We start from the raw sequence: 13,140 nt of genomic DNA on the forward strand, positions 1-13,140 counted from the left end.
AACCGACCGGTCCCCGACTACTCCGCGGGCTCCGTCCCGGTTTCGGCGTCGCGAACGGTCGGCACTTCGACGCGGTCGAGCACGGCCCGGAGCACGTCGGCCTTCGCCACGTCGTCGACCTTCGCGTCCGGCGTGAGCACCAGCCGGTGTGCGAGCACCGGCGTCGCGACGCGCTTCACGTCGTCGGGCGTGACGTACTCGCGTCCCGCGAGCGTCGCCGCCGCGCGAGCCGTCTCGAACAGCCGCTGGGTGCCCCGAGGGGACACCCCGACCTCGACGCGTCGGTCCCCCCGGGTGGCGCGCGTCACGGCCGCCATGTACTCCAGCAGGTCGTCGTGGACGCGGACGGACTCGGGGGCCTCGCGGGCGCCCAGCACCCGTCCCTCGTCGAGCACCGGGTCGACGCTGGGGTCCTGTTCGCCGCGGCCGGCGCGCCGGCGCAGGAGCTCGATCTCGCCGTCGAGATCCGGGTATCCCATCGACGTTTTCACCGTGAAGCGGTCGAGTTGGGCCTCCGGAAGCGGGAAGTTCCCCGACTGCTCGACGGGGTTCTGGGTCGCGATGAGGAAGAACGGCTCCGGCAGCTCGTAGGTCGTGCCGTCGACGGTCACCTGCTCCTCCTCCATCGCCTCCAACAGCGCCGCCTGCGTCTTCGGCGGCGCGCGGTTGATCTCGTCGGCGAGGACGACGTTCGCGAAGATCGGCCCCTCCGAGAACTCGAACTCCGCGGTGCCCTCGTCGTAGACGGTGGTGCCCGTCACGTCCGAGGGGAGGAGATCCGGGGTGAACTGTACGCGCGAGAAGGACAGCCCCAGCGCGGTCGCCATCGACCGCGCGGTGAGCGTCTTGCCCGTACCGGGCACGTCCTCGATGAGCACGTGTCCGCGGGAGAGCAGGCCCAGGAGGATGTCCTCGAAGAAGGCGTCGTCGGCGACGATCGCGGCGCGGAGGGTGTCGAGCACGTCCTCGCAGGCCGCGCTCGCGTCGGGAACGTCCATGTTCGGTTGGGGTGTTCGACCGGCAAGAAGCCTCGGGGTTCGGTGTGGCGTGGCACACGGTCGATCGAACCGAAACGGTTTACAGGCTGACCGCCCGACGTGAAGGTGAGCCGAGGTAGCCTAGCCTGGCCAAGGCGGCAGATTCGAAATCTGCTGTCCATTCGGACTCGGGAGTTCAAATCTCTCCCTCGGCGCTTTTCGCGCGAACAAGACTGCGAGAGTCCTACGTGTCTCTCGCACCCGTGAGCGCGAAACGACTTTCGGAGGGATTTGAACCGCCGAGTCGCAGCGCCGAGCGAACGAAGTGAGCGACCGACCGTCTCGGCGAAGTTCAAATCCCTCTATCGACGGATATCAGATGATATGGACAGTGAGCGTAGTGATCTCGACGAGCTATGCCGATCCGGTCCGGAAGACGAAACTCACACTATATACCGTTATTCGCGATATAGAATCGGGCTCGGTCGCCCTGACCATCGCCCCGGCGCCTGTCGAATCCAAGCGTTCCGGCGGCACCGCTGGGCGGCGGGATCCTGCGAGAAAACGGGGGAAGCCGGTCGCGTCGATTCAGGCGTCCTCGACGGCCGCCAGCAGCTCCCCGTAGTCGGGTTCGTTCGTGGGGTCGTCGGCGACCCAGTCGTACGCGACCCGTCCGTCGTCGTCCAGAACGAACACGGCGCGGTTGGCGACGCCGTACAGTCCGAGGTCGGGGATGTCCATCGAGAGGTCGTACGCCTCGATGGCGTCGCCGGCCATGTCGCTGACGAGGCCGAACTCGAGGTCGTACTCGTCGGCGAACGCGCCCTGTGAGAACGCCGAGTCGGCGCTCACGCCGAACAGCGTCGCGTCGGCGGCCGCGAAGTCCGCGTGGTGTTCCTGCAGGGCGACCATCTCGTTGGAGCACGGCGGCGTGAACGCGCCGGGGAAGAACGCGAGCACGACCGGCCCCTCGCCGAGGTGGTCGTCGAGGTCGAACGTCTCGTGGTCGCTGCCCTTGTACGTCGCGGTAAACGTCGGCGCGGCGTCTCCTTGCGACACCATGACGACGGATCGTATCACCGCGTGGATAGTAAATCCTCCTCGGTTGTGTACCGCACGACGCCGACGGGCACGTCACTCCCCGCCGTCGGCGTACGCGTCGAGCCTTCCCGGGTCGCCGTCGTCGCCGCCGCGGAGGCGTCGCCGTCGCTTGTCGTAGGCCCCGTCGAGGTCGAGCAGTTGGCGCTGTCGGGAGACGAGGTACCCGTCGACCTCGCTGTCGTCGGCGGGGTGGGCGGCGTGGATCCACACCGGGCGGTCGGCGCCCGTCGAGAGCCCGTCGGCCCACGCCTCCGCGGCGCCGCGGTCGCCGAACTCCCGGCGGGTGCCGTCCCGCAGCACCGCGTGACCGACCGCCGCGTTCGCCTTGCGCGCGGACGGCTTCACCTCGACCAGGTAGCTCACGCCCCCGCATAGTACGGCATCCGATAAATACGTCCGGAGTTCCGACGGCGTCGCGGCCGCGGTTTCGACGTCCCGTCGCTCACGCCCCCCGTGCGTCACAGCAGGTGCGAGAAGTTCCACAGCCCGATCAGCCCGAACCACGTCGCACAGCCGAGATACACCGCCGCGCGGAGCCCGGGCACGTACCAGTCGGGGGTCTCGCCGCCGACCAGGCGGTCGATAAGGACGCCCGACTCCGCGAGGAGGCCGACGATCACCATCGTGATCACGGTGAGCAGCGCCATCCCCCCGACGGGACCGAGCCACGCCATCAGCGCCCGCGAGAGCGGCACCGACTCGCGCACGGAGTCCGAAAGGTGGAGCACCACCACCGTCGAGACGGCGTCCAGACCCTTCCCGACGAGCAGCGCACCCGCCAGCGTCGCTCGGCGCATGGCCGACGCTTGGGCGTGATCTGTCATAACGGTATACGGTATCCGCGTCGACGACGGGTGTCGGCTATTCGACGACCTCGACGATGTCCCCGGGCTCCACGTCCTCCGCGGCGCCGGCCGGCAGCTCGATGATCGTGTCCGCGGTGCCCCAGCCGAGCCCGACCCACGGCCGGAGGCGCTTCGCCTTCGTCACCTCGCCGTCGACGAGCCAGAGCGCGTCGATGGCGAACGGGACGAACAACATGTGGAGGCTCCGCGAGTCTGCCTCCTCGAACGGGAACACGAGCGCGTAGTCGTCGGGCACCGACCGACGGAACATCAGCCCGCGGGCCTGCGACCGGAACGAGTCGGCCACGTCGACGTCCGTCGCGAGGACGTGCTCGCGCGGCGCCGACGGCTCCTCGTCCTCCGGGTCGATGGCCGCGGACCGGTGGATCACTCGCACGGGGCGTGGTGGACGGGCAGGGGGTATGAACGTATCCGTTCGCGCGACCGCGCTCGCGACGCGGGCAACCCGCACGCCGCTCTCGTCGTCTCGGCACGCCGTTCGTGTGAACTCTCCTCGACTCACTCTCTCATCCTCTCACCCTGTCACACTCTCGCTCACTCTGCCTCTGCAATCGACCGAATGAAGGTGGTTTCCATGAACAACAGATATTCGCCAAAATCGAATGACGAAGAGGCGAAACGGAGAACACAGATGTCGAACGACCGCGGGGCTTATTATCGTGTGCATCGTTACCATGATACATGCGTCCGGACCCATACCACACCGGGACGGTGCGCGTCTTCGAGTGCCGGACGTGCTCGGCGCGCATCGAGGCGGAGCACAGCCCGAGCGCCTGTCCAGAGTGCGGCGGCGACCTACAGGATATCAGCGTCCCACGGGAGTGATCCCGAGGGAGTGAGCGTTTTTACCCGAGCGCGACGCGAGTCCCCGTATGGAGCGGACGCCAGACGGGACGCCGGTCGGCGTCGACGACCCGTACGAGTTCGCCGGCCGCTGTGACCATTTGACGGGCGACGGTCGCTGTCGCTTCGCGCTCGAACGCGCCGGCGACGACCGCGAGTTCGCGGCCGAGCGGCGCCGTGCCGACTACGCCTGCGTCGCCGCCGACGAGGACGCCGACTGGCGCGATTGCCCCCACTACCGGTCGACGACCGACGCGAAGGCGTGCGCGCGGTGTGGGCTGGAGGAGGTCCGGATCGCCCACGACGACCGCCGACCACTCGTCGAGGAGCACCACCTCTCGTACGGGGAAGGGTCGACGGAGGGAGGACGCCAAGGTGAACCGGAGAGATCGCCGGACAGCGAGTCGAATCGGAGCCCATCCCACGAGATCACGGTGGGGTTGTGCCGGTGGTGTCACACGAAGGTGCACAAGTCGTTCGCGCGCGTCGACGACGACGCGAGCCCCGATCCGGAGGCGGTCGCCGAGCGCGAGAGCCGCCGCGGCGAGGAACTCGGCGAACTGGGGTTCTCCTCCGCCAACGAACGGTACGGCGACGACCGCCGGGGCGACGAGTGACGCGGACGCGCCGGCGACGAGCGGGCCGGTCGAGTCGGGGACGAGCGGACCGGTCGCGACGGCGACGGGTGATGTACGCATATCCGTGCATCGCTCGGTGAGAAGCGGGCTGCTTTTCACCACGTCCGCGCAATTCACTCCATGAGCGAGCCGCGCATCGTGGTCATCGACAACCACGGACAGTTCACACACCTCGAGGGCCGGGCGCTTCGCGACGTGGGCGTCGACTCGGAGATCCTCGACAACGACACCGAGCCCGACGACATCGACGCCGACGGGATCGTCCTCTCGGGCGGCCCGAGCATGGACCGCGTCGGCCGCTGTTCCGACTACCTCGACCTGGGCGTGCCCGTGCTGGGCATCTGCCTGGGCCTGCAGTTCATCGCCGAGGAACTGGACGGCCGCGTCGAGTCCGGCGACTACGGCGGCTACGCCGATGTCGACGTACGGATCCGCGACGACGAGGATCCCCTGGTCGGGTCGCTCGCGCCCGAGACGCGCACGTGGGCCAGCCACGCCGACGAGGTCGTCGAGGCGCCCGACGGGTTCGCCGTCACCGCCGACAGCGACGTCTGCGGCGTCGAGGCGATGTCCGACACCGACCGCGACCTGTACGGCGTCCAGTGGCACCCCGAGGTGAGCCACACCGAGCGCGGGCAGGAGGTCTTCGAGAACTTCGTCGAGATCTGTCGGTAGTCGCCCTCGAGTTCTCCGATCGGCGGTTCCGTCTTGTGGTTTTGAGCTGGCTCGATTCCCCTCCGAGAAGTCACCGGGGTGAGCCTGTCCGAGCAGTTCAGGTCGAACACGTGCCCGTCGGCGTCCGGCCATTCCGTTCGACGCTCGCTACCGATCCGCACGACGAGTACGCCTCATTTTTACGTCCCGCATGCGTCCCCCACCGTCAACGCGTATGACTGCGACCCAGAGCAACCTCGCCGGCCTCTCGCGGTTCATCTTTCGTGCGCCGTCGTGGTACACGTCGGTCGCGTTCGCCCTCCTGCTGGCGGCAGTCGCCGGCGTCGGCGCCTTCGAGCGCCCGGAAACCTCGGTCGCGTGGCGCGGCGTCCTGTTCGTCGGCCGCGACGCCTGGGAGGGCGTGTTCTTCATCGGCATCCCGACGGTCGTCGCCGGGCTCGGCACCGCGTGGGTCGACCGCCTGGTCGGCGGGAAGCTCACGCCGAACCGCTCGTCGCTGCTCGCGCTGGTGTGTGAGGTCGTCATCGTCGCCTTCCTCGCGGTGGGCGGGCTGCTGGCGTATCTGACCCCGCTGGGCCAGCGGTTCGTCTTCGACGTGCTCGTCGTCGCGCTGGCGTCGGTGTTCGCCATCCGCCTGCTCGTGATCATGGCGGTCTCGCGGTCGTCGCTCCCGGTCGCGGCGGTGCCCGCGAGCATCCAGACGCTGACCGCCGCGGTCCTGTTGTTCGTCTACAGCGGTACGCTCCGCGTCCTCGAGGTCGGCGGGCCGCTGCTCGACACGTTCCTCATGCCGTATCTCTCGCGGCCCCAGGAGGCGCCGCCGGAACTGTCGGCGATCAGCCCGGACCACTTCCTCGTGCTCGGGCTCACCTGCGCGCTGTATGCGGGCGCGGTGTGGACGTTCCTCTACGTCGTCGACCGTCCGTGGCGCAACACGCTCGGCGTCTCGGTGCTCGATTTCCTGCAGGGGTTCATCGGCCACGTCGCCGAGGGGACCCGCGAGTTGGAGGACTTCTTCGAGCAGCTGGGCGAGGAGGCGGTCGTTCCCGTGACGGTCCTCTCGCTGCGGACGCCCGACGGCGAGGAGAAGGCTCGTTGGGTGCTCCCGATGATCCATCCCGGTCCCATGGGTGAGATCGGCGGCGGCAACCTCCCGGTCCGCATCGCCGCCGCGACCGACGGCGTCGCGTTCCCGCCGCACGCGACCGCCGGACACGACTTCAACCTCGTCACCGAACGCGAGGTCGACACCGTCGTCGAGGCGGCCGACCGGGCGTACGACCGGCTCACCTACTCCTCGGAGGCGACCGAGAGCGTCCGAACGACCGCCGGCGAGGCGTCGATCCTGGGGCAGGGGTTCGACGACGACGCCCTGCTCGTGTCGACGTTCGCGCCAGGGTTCGCCGACGACGTGGAGTACGCGGTCGGGCTATCGACGGCCGCCGAGGCGCGCACCGAGGGACTGGACGACGTGCTGCTCGTCGACGCCCACAACTCCAACAACGGCCTCGACGGCCCGGATCTGGGCCACGTGACTCCCGGGTCGACGCGGTCGTTCGACATGATGCAGGCGGCCCGCCGCGTCGGCGAGCGCCTCGCGGTCGCGCCCCGTGGCGACCTCTCGGCGGGCGTCGCCTGGGAGCGCACGGACTGGGTCCCCGAGGAGGGGATCGGCCCGCTCGGCGTCCGCGCGATGGTGACGGAAGTCGACGGCGCCGCCGGGGCTGACGACGACGGCGATACCGACGCCGGGACCGCCGCCGGCGACGACGCCACGGGCGACGATGATCCGAATGCCGGCCCACAGACGACCGCGTACGTGCTCGTCGACGGCAACAACATGGAACCCGGGCTGCGCGGGCATCTCGTCGACGCCGTCGCTGACGCCGTCGACGCCGACGAGGCGGAGGTGATGACGACCGACACGCACATCGTCAACACCGTAGAGGCGGACAACCAGGTCGGCGCGGCCGTCGATCGGGACGCGCTCACGGACGTGGTCGTCGACGTGGCCGAACGGGCGGCCGCCGACGCCGAACCCGTCGAGTCCGGCATGGCGACCGAACACGCCGAGGTGACGGTGTTCGGCAACGACCGAACCGAGTCGCTCGCGAGCCACGCCAACGCCGCCGTCTCGATGGGCGGCGCGCTCGCGGCGGCGGTCATCCTCGCGTCGCTGGCGATCTCGGTGCTGCTGTTCTTCGTGACGGGCGCGTAACCGGAGGGCGCTCGCTCTCGACTGTTCCCACGCCAGAATCGTGTCGCCCGTCAGTCGCGCAGCGTCTCGACGACCGAGCCGATCTCGTTGGTCTGTTCCTCGACGGCGGCGGCGATCTCGTCGGCCTCGGCGGCGATCTCGTCGGCGTCCCCGGCGGCGTCCTCGACCATCGCGGACACCTCCTCGGCGGAGGCCGCCTGCTCGTCGGTGGCGCGGGCGACCTCGCTGACCCCCGCGGAGGCCTCCGAGACGGTGTCGGCGATCTCCCCGAGGTGGTCCATCGCCTCGGCGGTCTGGGACACGCCCTCGTCGATGCGCTCGTTGCTCCCCTCGATCTCGTCGACGACCTCGTTCATCTCGGCTTTGATCTCGTCGACGGTCTCCTCGACGGCCTCGGCCTCCTCCTGAGAGTCCTCGGCGAGGTTCTTCACCTCGTTGGCGACGACCGCGAAGCCGTCACCCTCGGCGCCCGCGCGGGCGGCCTCGATGTTGGCGTTGAGCGCCAGCAGGTTCGTCTGCTCGGCGATGTCGTCGATCACGTCGACGAACTCGTCGATGTCCTCGATCCGCCTGCCGATCCGCTCGATGCCCTCGGTCATCGACTCGGCCGCGTCGGCGACCGCGCGGATCGCGTTCATCGCCTCCTCGGCGGACTCCTCGCCCCGTTCGGCGGCCGCCTCCGCGTCGTCGGCCGCCGCGGCGACCTGCTCGGCCGAGGAGGCGACCTCCTCGATCGCCGCCGAGAGGTTCGTCATCTCGTCGCTCACGGTTCGCATGTCCTCGGACTGCTCGTCGGCCAGCCCGGCGATCTCCGTCGTCGACACCGCGACCTGCTGGGAGGCGGCCTGCAGCCCGGTCAGGGCGTCGGCGGCGTCCTCGTTCATGTCCTCGGCGTCCGCGTCGATCGCGTCGTCGATGTCGACCTCGATGTCGCCCACGTCGTCGGACTCGGTGGTTGCCATACCCCTGAGGCGTCTCAAAAACGGATAATATCCCGCATCAAATTATCACGACACGGAATTATCACAACCAATGATCCCTGACCCGTGGCTACAGCCGCTACGACCCGGCCCGATCACGGGTCACGATCGGCCGGGAACCAGTCGGCGGCGTCGCGATAGCGCCCGCCGATGTCGGCGACGGCGCCGTCGACCGCCCCGTCGCAGCCGACGTGCGTAAGCTCCGAGACTTCGCCCCCCAGCGCGCCGGCGACGCGCTCGAACGCCCGCCGGTCCGGCTTGCGCCACCCGCAGGCGACGCTCGTCACGACGGCGTCGAAGTCGTCGCGCGCGAGGTCCGACCGCACGAGCACGCGGCCGACCAGCTCGGGCACCGCGCAGTTCGCGAGCAGCCCGACCGGTCCGTCCTCGCGTGCGCGTTCGACCGCGTCGACCGCCCCCGTTCGGGTTCGGACCGCCGGGTCGAAGGCGGCGACGACGGCCCGTCGGGCGGCGTTGCCGGGCGCGTCGACGCCGCGGGACGCGAGCGCCCGGCTCACGTGCGCCGGGAGCGGAACCTCCGCGCCCGCGGGGGCGTCGACGTGGGTCTCGCCGTAGGCGTCGGCCCAGTCGTCGGGGACATCGACGCCGCGGGCTCGCAATTCGTCGCCGACGGCCGCCGCCGGGTCCGACGGGAGGTCGGCCTCGACGAGCGTGTCGAACAGCGCGAACGAGACGGCGGTCACGACCTCCTCTCGACCCCGAGCCGCCAAGAACGCTCCGACGGAGTCCGCCGATTCCACGGCTCCGGTCGGGGGTCCAGATCGCGGCGATCTGCGGGTTTCATATCGCGATATACGATACACGGCTGAATCGCGGCCATCGGTACGCGCGGGCTCCGAGGGGCCTCAGAGGCTGCAGGGATGGTGTGCGCTGTTGGCGCCGCAAGCGACGAACGGCGAAAAAACCGGGTCGAACCGTTCGACCCGCGGACGCGTCACCCGGAACTCGGCATCACCAGATCCGAGACGGACACGTCGGGGGCGTCCGGTTCCGGCAGCGGGAGGGACGATCCCAGTCTCCGGTACTCGTACACGAGCGCGGGCACGACCATCAGTCCGACCGTCCCGGCGACGGCGACGTAATCGCCGTACCGGAGGTTCACCGACGCGATGGCGAGCCACGCCGCGGTCCACGCGAGTACTGTGCTAGCTATCACGACCTCGACCACCACGGTCACGGCGCTCGGGAGTCGATCCCCGAGGGTCGACCGTGCCTCGTCAGTCGATGGCAGTGGCACGTCCGGACGGCGCTGTGTGCCGGCCGACGGAAAAGCGTGGGGCGCGCTTTCGACGCTGAAAGCGCCCCGGAAAAGGTCGATCCGCGGGGTTACCGGATGACGTTCGACTCCAGGTCCCGCGGGAAGTACGTCAGCCATTCGGTGCCGTTCTCGGTGATGGCGATGGTGTCGGAGTGTCGGTAGCCGTACTCGTCGGTGTAGATCCCGGGTTCGATGGTGTAGATCTGTCCGGGCGCCATCACGTCGTCGCCTGTGCGGGACGAAGTCCCGCTAGCTGACGGGTGTGACCCGTCAGCCCCGTCGACGTACTCGTAGTCGTCCCAGCCGCGGTCGATGTACGGCGGCTCGTGGCCCCCGAGGCCGATGTTGTGGCCGACGTGGTGCTGGGCGGTGTCCTCGATCCCCTGTTCGAGGAAGTAGTCGCGGACGACCTCGTCGACGCCGGCGATCGACTGCCCGGGACCGAGCGCGTCGATGGCGATAGTTTGAGCCTCGAGCATCAGCTCGAAGTAGTGGACCTGCTCGTCGGAGGGCTCCCCGACGAACATCGTGCGCTCCAGTTCGGAGTGGTAGCCGTCGACGTTCGCGGACGCGCCCGTGATCAGCACGTCCCCTTCCGAGAGCCGTTCGTTGGGGGTGTGGCCGTGCGGAAGGGCGGTCTCGCTGCCGGAGATGTAGCCGGCGTGGACGGGTCCGGACCCTCGCGTGCGCATGGCGTATCGATCCCCGAGGGTGTCGAGCATCGCCCGGGAGGCGTCGGTCGTGGCCTTCTGGCTCACCGTCACGGGGTGGGCGCCGACCTCGGTGTAGTCGGCGAGATAGCGGTGGGCGAGGTTTGCCCACTTCGCGGACTCGCGCACCAGATCCACCTCGGCGTCGGTCTTCTCCCAGCGCATGCGGTCGACCCACGACTGGCTCTCGACCTCGACGAACTCCGAGAGCGAGGGGCCCTCGTAGCCCATCACCCCGGGCGCGCCGTCGGCGTCGGAGACGACCGACTCGGCGCCCATCCCCTCCAGCATCGCCGCCGCGGTCTCGATCGGCTTCCCCTGCGGGTAGTCGAAGTAGTGGTGGACCGCGTCGATCCGGGGGTTCGGCTCCACGCGCTCGACCTCAAGCCGTGGGACGGTGATCTCCATGCCGTCCCGCGTGACCGCGAGGACGACCGGGCGCTCGGTCTGGATGTGATGAAAGCCCGAGAGGTACTCGATGCTCGTCGCGTCGAAGAACGTCGCCGCGTCGGCAGCGGTGTCCGCGAGCCGCCCGCGCACCTCCGCGAGCCGCGCGTCGAACTCCGATTCGGGGAGTTTCGTCGCCATGGCAGCCGAATTCGCCGCTCGCGGGATAAGCGTCCGGGAAGCGGCGTTGGAGTCAACGAAGTCGAGCGACCCTCACCGATAAATCACGTACCGCGATATGAAATCTGCAACCGACAGCCCCGACCGGCGCTCGATATCCCGGAAGCGGTCCGCCCGAACGGGGACGGACGCCGCAGATCTCGGTTGATCAGTTTCCAGCAGTATCCGAACCTGCTGTGTTCGGGCTCTCATCGGAGAACACGTCGCGGGAGAGGCGGGGCGTCCCGGTGGAGGCGATACCGACGGCGACGACCCCGAACACCGTCACGCCAACGAGCCCGCCCTCGCTGGCGACGAGTTGTCTGAGCACGGCGTCGTCGGTCGCCGCGTACCCGACGATACCGACCGCGTTGAAGACGCCGTGGAAGACGGCCGCGGGAACGACGGACCGCGATCGAACGACGACGTAGACGAACAGTGGGGTCATCGCGATGCATGCCACCGTGAGCGCGAACACGCCGACGACCGGGAACGACGGGTAGTTGTACCCGGCGACGACGAGGGGCGCGTGCCAGACTCCCCAAACGGTTCCGATCGCCAGTGACGCTCTCCAGAACCCCAAGGGGGCGAGCTCCCACAGGAGGTATCCCCGCCATCCGAACTCCTCACCGAACCCGGCGACCGCGTTCACTGTCGCTCCGACCGCCACCATGGCGCCCAGTGCGACGAGCGTCCAGAACGGCCCTGACGGCAGGCCGATCCGGGCCGCCACGTCGAGCGAGGGGTCGAACGACACGCCCGGCACACCTATCGAAAGCGCCGTTATCGTTCCGAGAACCGGGAGCGGGAGGACCGCGGCCAAGGCGAGCCACCGGCGGCGACCGATGCGCACGCCGACCTCCCGGAGTGCGATCCGGTTGCGTACGCACACGAATACCCCGGCGGCTGCCGGCGTGAACATGTACAGCGGTCCGAACGCCTCGATCTCCACGTCGATCGCACGCGCGACAGCTACGAATCCGAGGACCAACGCTGTGAGGACGGCGAGGAACTCCGTCACGTTCCGCGTGTTGACGGCGTCCGTGGACCGGGGATCTCGTGGCATGGTTTCAGAGGTTGAGCACGATGACGAGCGCTTGCACGGCAACAACGATACCGAGGGTCACCAGCACGCAGACGTCGTAGAGGGTTCGGAACCCATCGGATCCCTCGCTCCCGACGGCACGTTCGAGGTGATCCCCGAGCCAGTGAGCTCCGATGGACGCTCCTGCGACGACAACGGGGAACGCCACGAGGACGAACACCGTCGAGGCGTGCTCTGGTCCGTACTGATAGTAGGTGCCGACCATCCATCGGATCCGAACTGTGTTCGCGAGCGGTCCGTACGAGGCGATACTCAGCGCGATGCTTGCAAGAACGATCACGAGCCCGCCGAGCGTCGACGACCGTGCCCGTTGTGTCGGCGAGGAGGCGTTTTGTGCGACCATACGAGACCCGGACGGGTCGGGTCCGTATAATCCGTCCAGCACGACTTCAGACTCTGTAGTTTCGCTAATCTCTTTGAGACCACACCATCGAAAGCTGGTATGGGAAGTGAGGACGACGACATCGAACGTCTCGCGGGCGTGCTGGAGGACGCAACAGCACGTACGATCCTCACTGAAGCGAGCCGAGAGCCGATGTCAGCGACGACACTCAGCGATCACTGCGACGTCTCCGAACCGACGATCTACCGGCGTCTGGACGACCTTCGAGAGTGTAACTTACTCGTCGAGCGGACGCAACTGGATCCGGAGGGGGGACATCACCGAACCATGTACACGACGAATCTCGAACGGATCAGTGTCGAACTGCGTGACGGGGAATTCGATCTGCAGGTCGAACGCCGGGAAGACCCGGCCGACCGGTTCACACGGCTAATCGAGGGGATCTGAGATGGAGGTCGCCATCCTCCAGCTCTGGGAACCCGCGATGCCGCCGGGGTGGGCCGTCGTGTTCCAGCAAGCGACGCAGGTTCTGAGCGTCGTCATCGGTGTGCTCATCGCATACCAGGCGTACCGCGGCTACCGGCGCAACGACAGTCGGCCGATGTTCTATATCGCGCTCGGGTTCACGCTCGCTCTCGCCGTGCCGTTCTGCATCTTCCTTCTGTACGGGATCCTCCCGGGATTGCCCGTCACAGCGGTCATTGTCACGTCCCAACTGAGTCAGGTTTCGGGGTTGGTAGCGATACTGTACGCCCTTTGGATGCCGACGTGAGTTCCCCATCGTGGGCGATCCTCGAAC

The 13,140-nt window shown here is 68.4% G+C and carries 17 protein-coding genes and 1 tRNA gene; 7 read left to right on the forward strand and 11 right to left on the reverse strand.

Annotated elements, in window-relative coordinates; translation table 11 throughout:
* Window positions 1-17 precede the first annotated feature (17 nt).
* Window positions 18-998 carry an AAA family ATPase gene (locus K6T36_RS11740; RefSeq protein WP_222921451.1) on the reverse strand — a complete coding sequence of 327 codons (981 nt, stop codon included), beginning with the start codon at window positions 996-998 and terminating at the stop codon, window positions 18-20.
* Between the two features lie 109 nt (window positions 999-1,107).
* Here K6T36_RS11740 and K6T36_RS11745 point away from each other — a divergent pair.
* Window positions 1,108-1,192, forward strand: a tRNA-Ser gene (locus K6T36_RS11745).
* 373 nt (window positions 1,193-1,565) lie between these two features.
* Here K6T36_RS11745 and K6T36_RS11750 read toward each other — a convergent pair.
* The 4 genes from K6T36_RS11750 to K6T36_RS11765 form a co-directional block, all read right to left on the reverse strand.
* On the reverse strand, window positions 1,566-2,039 hold the full coding sequence (locus K6T36_RS11750) for a redoxin domain-containing protein (protein WP_222921452.1): 474 nt from the start codon (window positions 2,037-2,039) through the stop codon (window positions 1,566-1,568).
* A 72-nt stretch (window positions 2,040-2,111) separates the two neighbouring features.
* Window positions 2,112-2,441 carry a DUF8081 domain-containing protein gene (locus K6T36_RS11755; RefSeq protein ID WP_222921453.1) on the reverse strand — a complete coding sequence of 110 codons (330 nt, stop codon included), beginning with the start codon at window positions 2,439-2,441 and terminating at the stop codon, window positions 2,112-2,114.
* Between the two features lie 95 nt (window positions 2,442-2,536).
* Window positions 2,537-2,875, reverse strand: coding sequence for a hypothetical protein (locus K6T36_RS11760; RefSeq protein ID WP_222606740.1), 339 nt, complete (start codon window positions 2,873-2,875; stop codon window positions 2,537-2,539).
* Between the two features lie 64 nt (window positions 2,876-2,939).
* The gene (locus K6T36_RS11765) at window positions 2,940-3,320 is read right to left on the reverse strand and encodes a DUF192 domain-containing protein (protein ID WP_222921454.1); all 381 of its coding nucleotides are present in this window, start codon (window positions 3,318-3,320) and stop codon (window positions 2,940-2,942) included.
* A 305-nt stretch (window positions 3,321-3,625) separates the two neighbouring features.
* Between K6T36_RS11765 and K6T36_RS11770 the strand changes: the two genes are divergently transcribed.
* The 4 genes from K6T36_RS11770 to K6T36_RS11785 all read left to right on the forward strand — a co-directional run bounded on the left by K6T36_RS11770 (window position 3,626) and on the right by K6T36_RS11785 (window position 7,318).
* Window positions 3,626-3,769, forward strand: a complete 144-nt coding sequence (locus tag K6T36_RS11770; protein WP_222606742.1) for a rubrerythrin-like domain-containing protein — start codon at window positions 3,626-3,628, stop codon at window positions 3,767-3,769.
* A gap of 47 nt (window positions 3,770-3,816) precedes the next feature.
* Window positions 3,817-4,404 carry a DUF7097 family protein gene (locus K6T36_RS11775; RefSeq protein ID WP_222921455.1) on the forward strand — a complete coding sequence of 196 codons (588 nt, stop codon included), beginning with the start codon at window positions 3,817-3,819 and terminating at the stop codon, window positions 4,402-4,404.
* A gap of 141 nt (window positions 4,405-4,545) precedes the next feature.
* Entirely contained in the window at window positions 4,546-5,100 is a 555-nt protein-coding gene (locus K6T36_RS11780; protein WP_222921456.1) for a GMP synthase subunit A, read from the forward strand.
* Window positions 5,101-5,314: 214 nt separating this feature from the next.
* A complete protein-coding gene (locus K6T36_RS11785) occupies window positions 5,315-7,318 on the forward strand; it encodes a DUF2070 family protein (protein ID WP_222921457.1) in 2,004 nt (667 codons plus the stop codon).
* A 50-nt stretch (window positions 7,319-7,368) separates the two neighbouring features.
* Here K6T36_RS11785 and K6T36_RS11790 read toward each other — a convergent pair whose 3' ends face one another.
* The 6 genes from K6T36_RS11790 to K6T36_RS11815 form a co-directional block, all read right to left on the reverse strand.
* Window positions 7,369-8,280 carry a methyl-accepting chemotaxis protein gene (locus tag K6T36_RS11790; protein ID WP_222921458.1) on the reverse strand — a complete coding sequence of 304 codons (912 nt, stop codon included), beginning with the start codon at window positions 8,278-8,280 and terminating at the stop codon, window positions 7,369-7,371.
* A gap of 113 nt (window positions 8,281-8,393) precedes the next feature.
* On the reverse strand, window positions 8,394-9,002 hold the full coding sequence (locus K6T36_RS11795) for an HAD family hydrolase (RefSeq protein ID WP_222921459.1): 609 nt from the start codon (window positions 9,000-9,002) through the stop codon (window positions 8,394-8,396).
* Between the two features lie 251 nt (window positions 9,003-9,253).
* Complete coding sequence (locus tag K6T36_RS11800; protein WP_222921460.1) at window positions 9,254-9,556, reverse strand: hypothetical protein; 303 nt, start codon at window positions 9,554-9,556, stop codon at window positions 9,254-9,256.
* Between the two features lie 89 nt (window positions 9,557-9,645).
* Window positions 9,646-10,875: a M24 family metallopeptidase gene (locus K6T36_RS11805; protein ID WP_222921461.1), complete on the reverse strand. Its 1,230-nt coding sequence runs from the start codon at window positions 10,873-10,875 to the stop codon at window positions 9,646-9,648.
* 187 nt (window positions 10,876-11,062) lie between these two features.
* On the reverse strand, window positions 11,063-11,959 hold the full coding sequence (locus tag K6T36_RS11810; RefSeq protein ID WP_222921462.1) for a CPBP family intramembrane glutamic endopeptidase: 897 nt from the start codon (window positions 11,957-11,959) through the stop codon (window positions 11,063-11,065).
* 4 nt (window positions 11,960-11,963) lie between these two features.
* Window positions 11,964-12,341 carry a hypothetical protein gene (locus K6T36_RS11815; protein WP_222921463.1) on the reverse strand — a complete coding sequence of 126 codons (378 nt, stop codon included), beginning with the start codon at window positions 12,339-12,341 and terminating at the stop codon, window positions 11,964-11,966.
* Window positions 12,342-12,440: 99 nt separating this feature from the next.
* Between K6T36_RS11815 and K6T36_RS11820 the strand changes: the two genes are divergently transcribed.
* Entirely contained in the window at window positions 12,441-12,788 is a 348-nt protein-coding gene (locus tag K6T36_RS11820; protein WP_222921464.1) for a winged helix-turn-helix domain-containing protein, read from the forward strand.
* A gap of 1 nt (window position 12,789) precedes the next feature.
* Window positions 12,790-13,113 carry a DUF7521 family protein gene (locus tag K6T36_RS11825; RefSeq protein WP_222921465.1) on the forward strand — a complete coding sequence of 108 codons (324 nt, stop codon included), beginning with the start codon at window positions 12,790-12,792 and terminating at the stop codon, window positions 13,111-13,113.
* Window positions 13,114-13,140: the final 27 nt, after the last annotated feature.

Source organism: Halobaculum roseum (assembly GCF_019880245.1).
In the GTDB taxonomy this organism is placed as follows: domain Archaea; phylum Halobacteriota; class Halobacteria; order Halobacteriales; family Haloferacaceae; genus Halobaculum; species Halobaculum roseum.

Excerpts from the sequence above, each read along its gene's own strand:
- K6T36_RS11810 (WP_222921462.1), bottom strand. The coding sequence starts at position 11,959 with ATGCCACGAGATCCCCGGTCCACGGACGCCGTCAACACGCGGAACGTG.
- K6T36_RS11780 (WP_222921456.1), top strand. The coding sequence starts at position 4,546 with ATGAGCGAGCCGCGCATCGTGGTCATCGACAACCACGGACAGTTCACA.
- K6T36_RS11785 (WP_222921457.1), top strand. The coding sequence starts at position 5,315 with ATGACTGCGACCCAGAGCAACCTCGCCGGCCTCTCGCGGTTCATCTTT.
- K6T36_RS11760 (WP_222606740.1), bottom strand. The coding sequence starts at position 2,875 with ATGCGCCGAGCGACGCTGGCGGGTGCGCTGCTCGTCGGGAAGGGTCTG.
- K6T36_RS11815 (WP_222921463.1), bottom strand. The coding sequence starts at position 12,341 with ATGGTCGCACAAAACGCCTCCTCGCCGACACAACGGGCACGGTCGTCG.
- K6T36_RS11775 (WP_222921455.1), top strand. The coding sequence starts at position 3,817 with ATGGAGCGGACGCCAGACGGGACGCCGGTCGGCGTCGACGACCCGTAC.
- K6T36_RS11740 (WP_222921451.1), bottom strand. The coding sequence starts at position 998 with ATGGACGTTCCCGACGCGAGCGCGGCCTGCGAGGACGTGCTCGACACC.
- K6T36_RS11825 (WP_222921465.1), top strand. The coding sequence starts at position 12,790 with ATGGAGGTCGCCATCCTCCAGCTCTGGGAACCCGCGATGCCGCCGGGG.
- K6T36_RS11805 (WP_222921461.1), bottom strand. The coding sequence starts at position 10,875 with ATGGCGACGAAACTCCCCGAATCGGAGTTCGACGCGCGGCTCGCGGAG.
- K6T36_RS11770 (WP_222606742.1), top strand. The coding sequence starts at position 3,626 with ATGCGTCCGGACCCATACCACACCGGGACGGTGCGCGTCTTCGAGTGC.
- K6T36_RS11790 (WP_222921458.1), bottom strand. The coding sequence starts at position 8,280 with ATGGCAACCACCGAGTCCGACGACGTGGGCGACATCGAGGTCGACATC.
- K6T36_RS11750 (WP_222921452.1), bottom strand. The coding sequence starts at position 2,039 with ATGGTGTCGCAAGGAGACGCCGCGCCGACGTTTACCGCGACGTACAAG.
- K6T36_RS11820 (WP_222921464.1), top strand. The coding sequence starts at position 12,441 with ATGGGAAGTGAGGACGACGACATCGAACGTCTCGCGGGCGTGCTGGAG.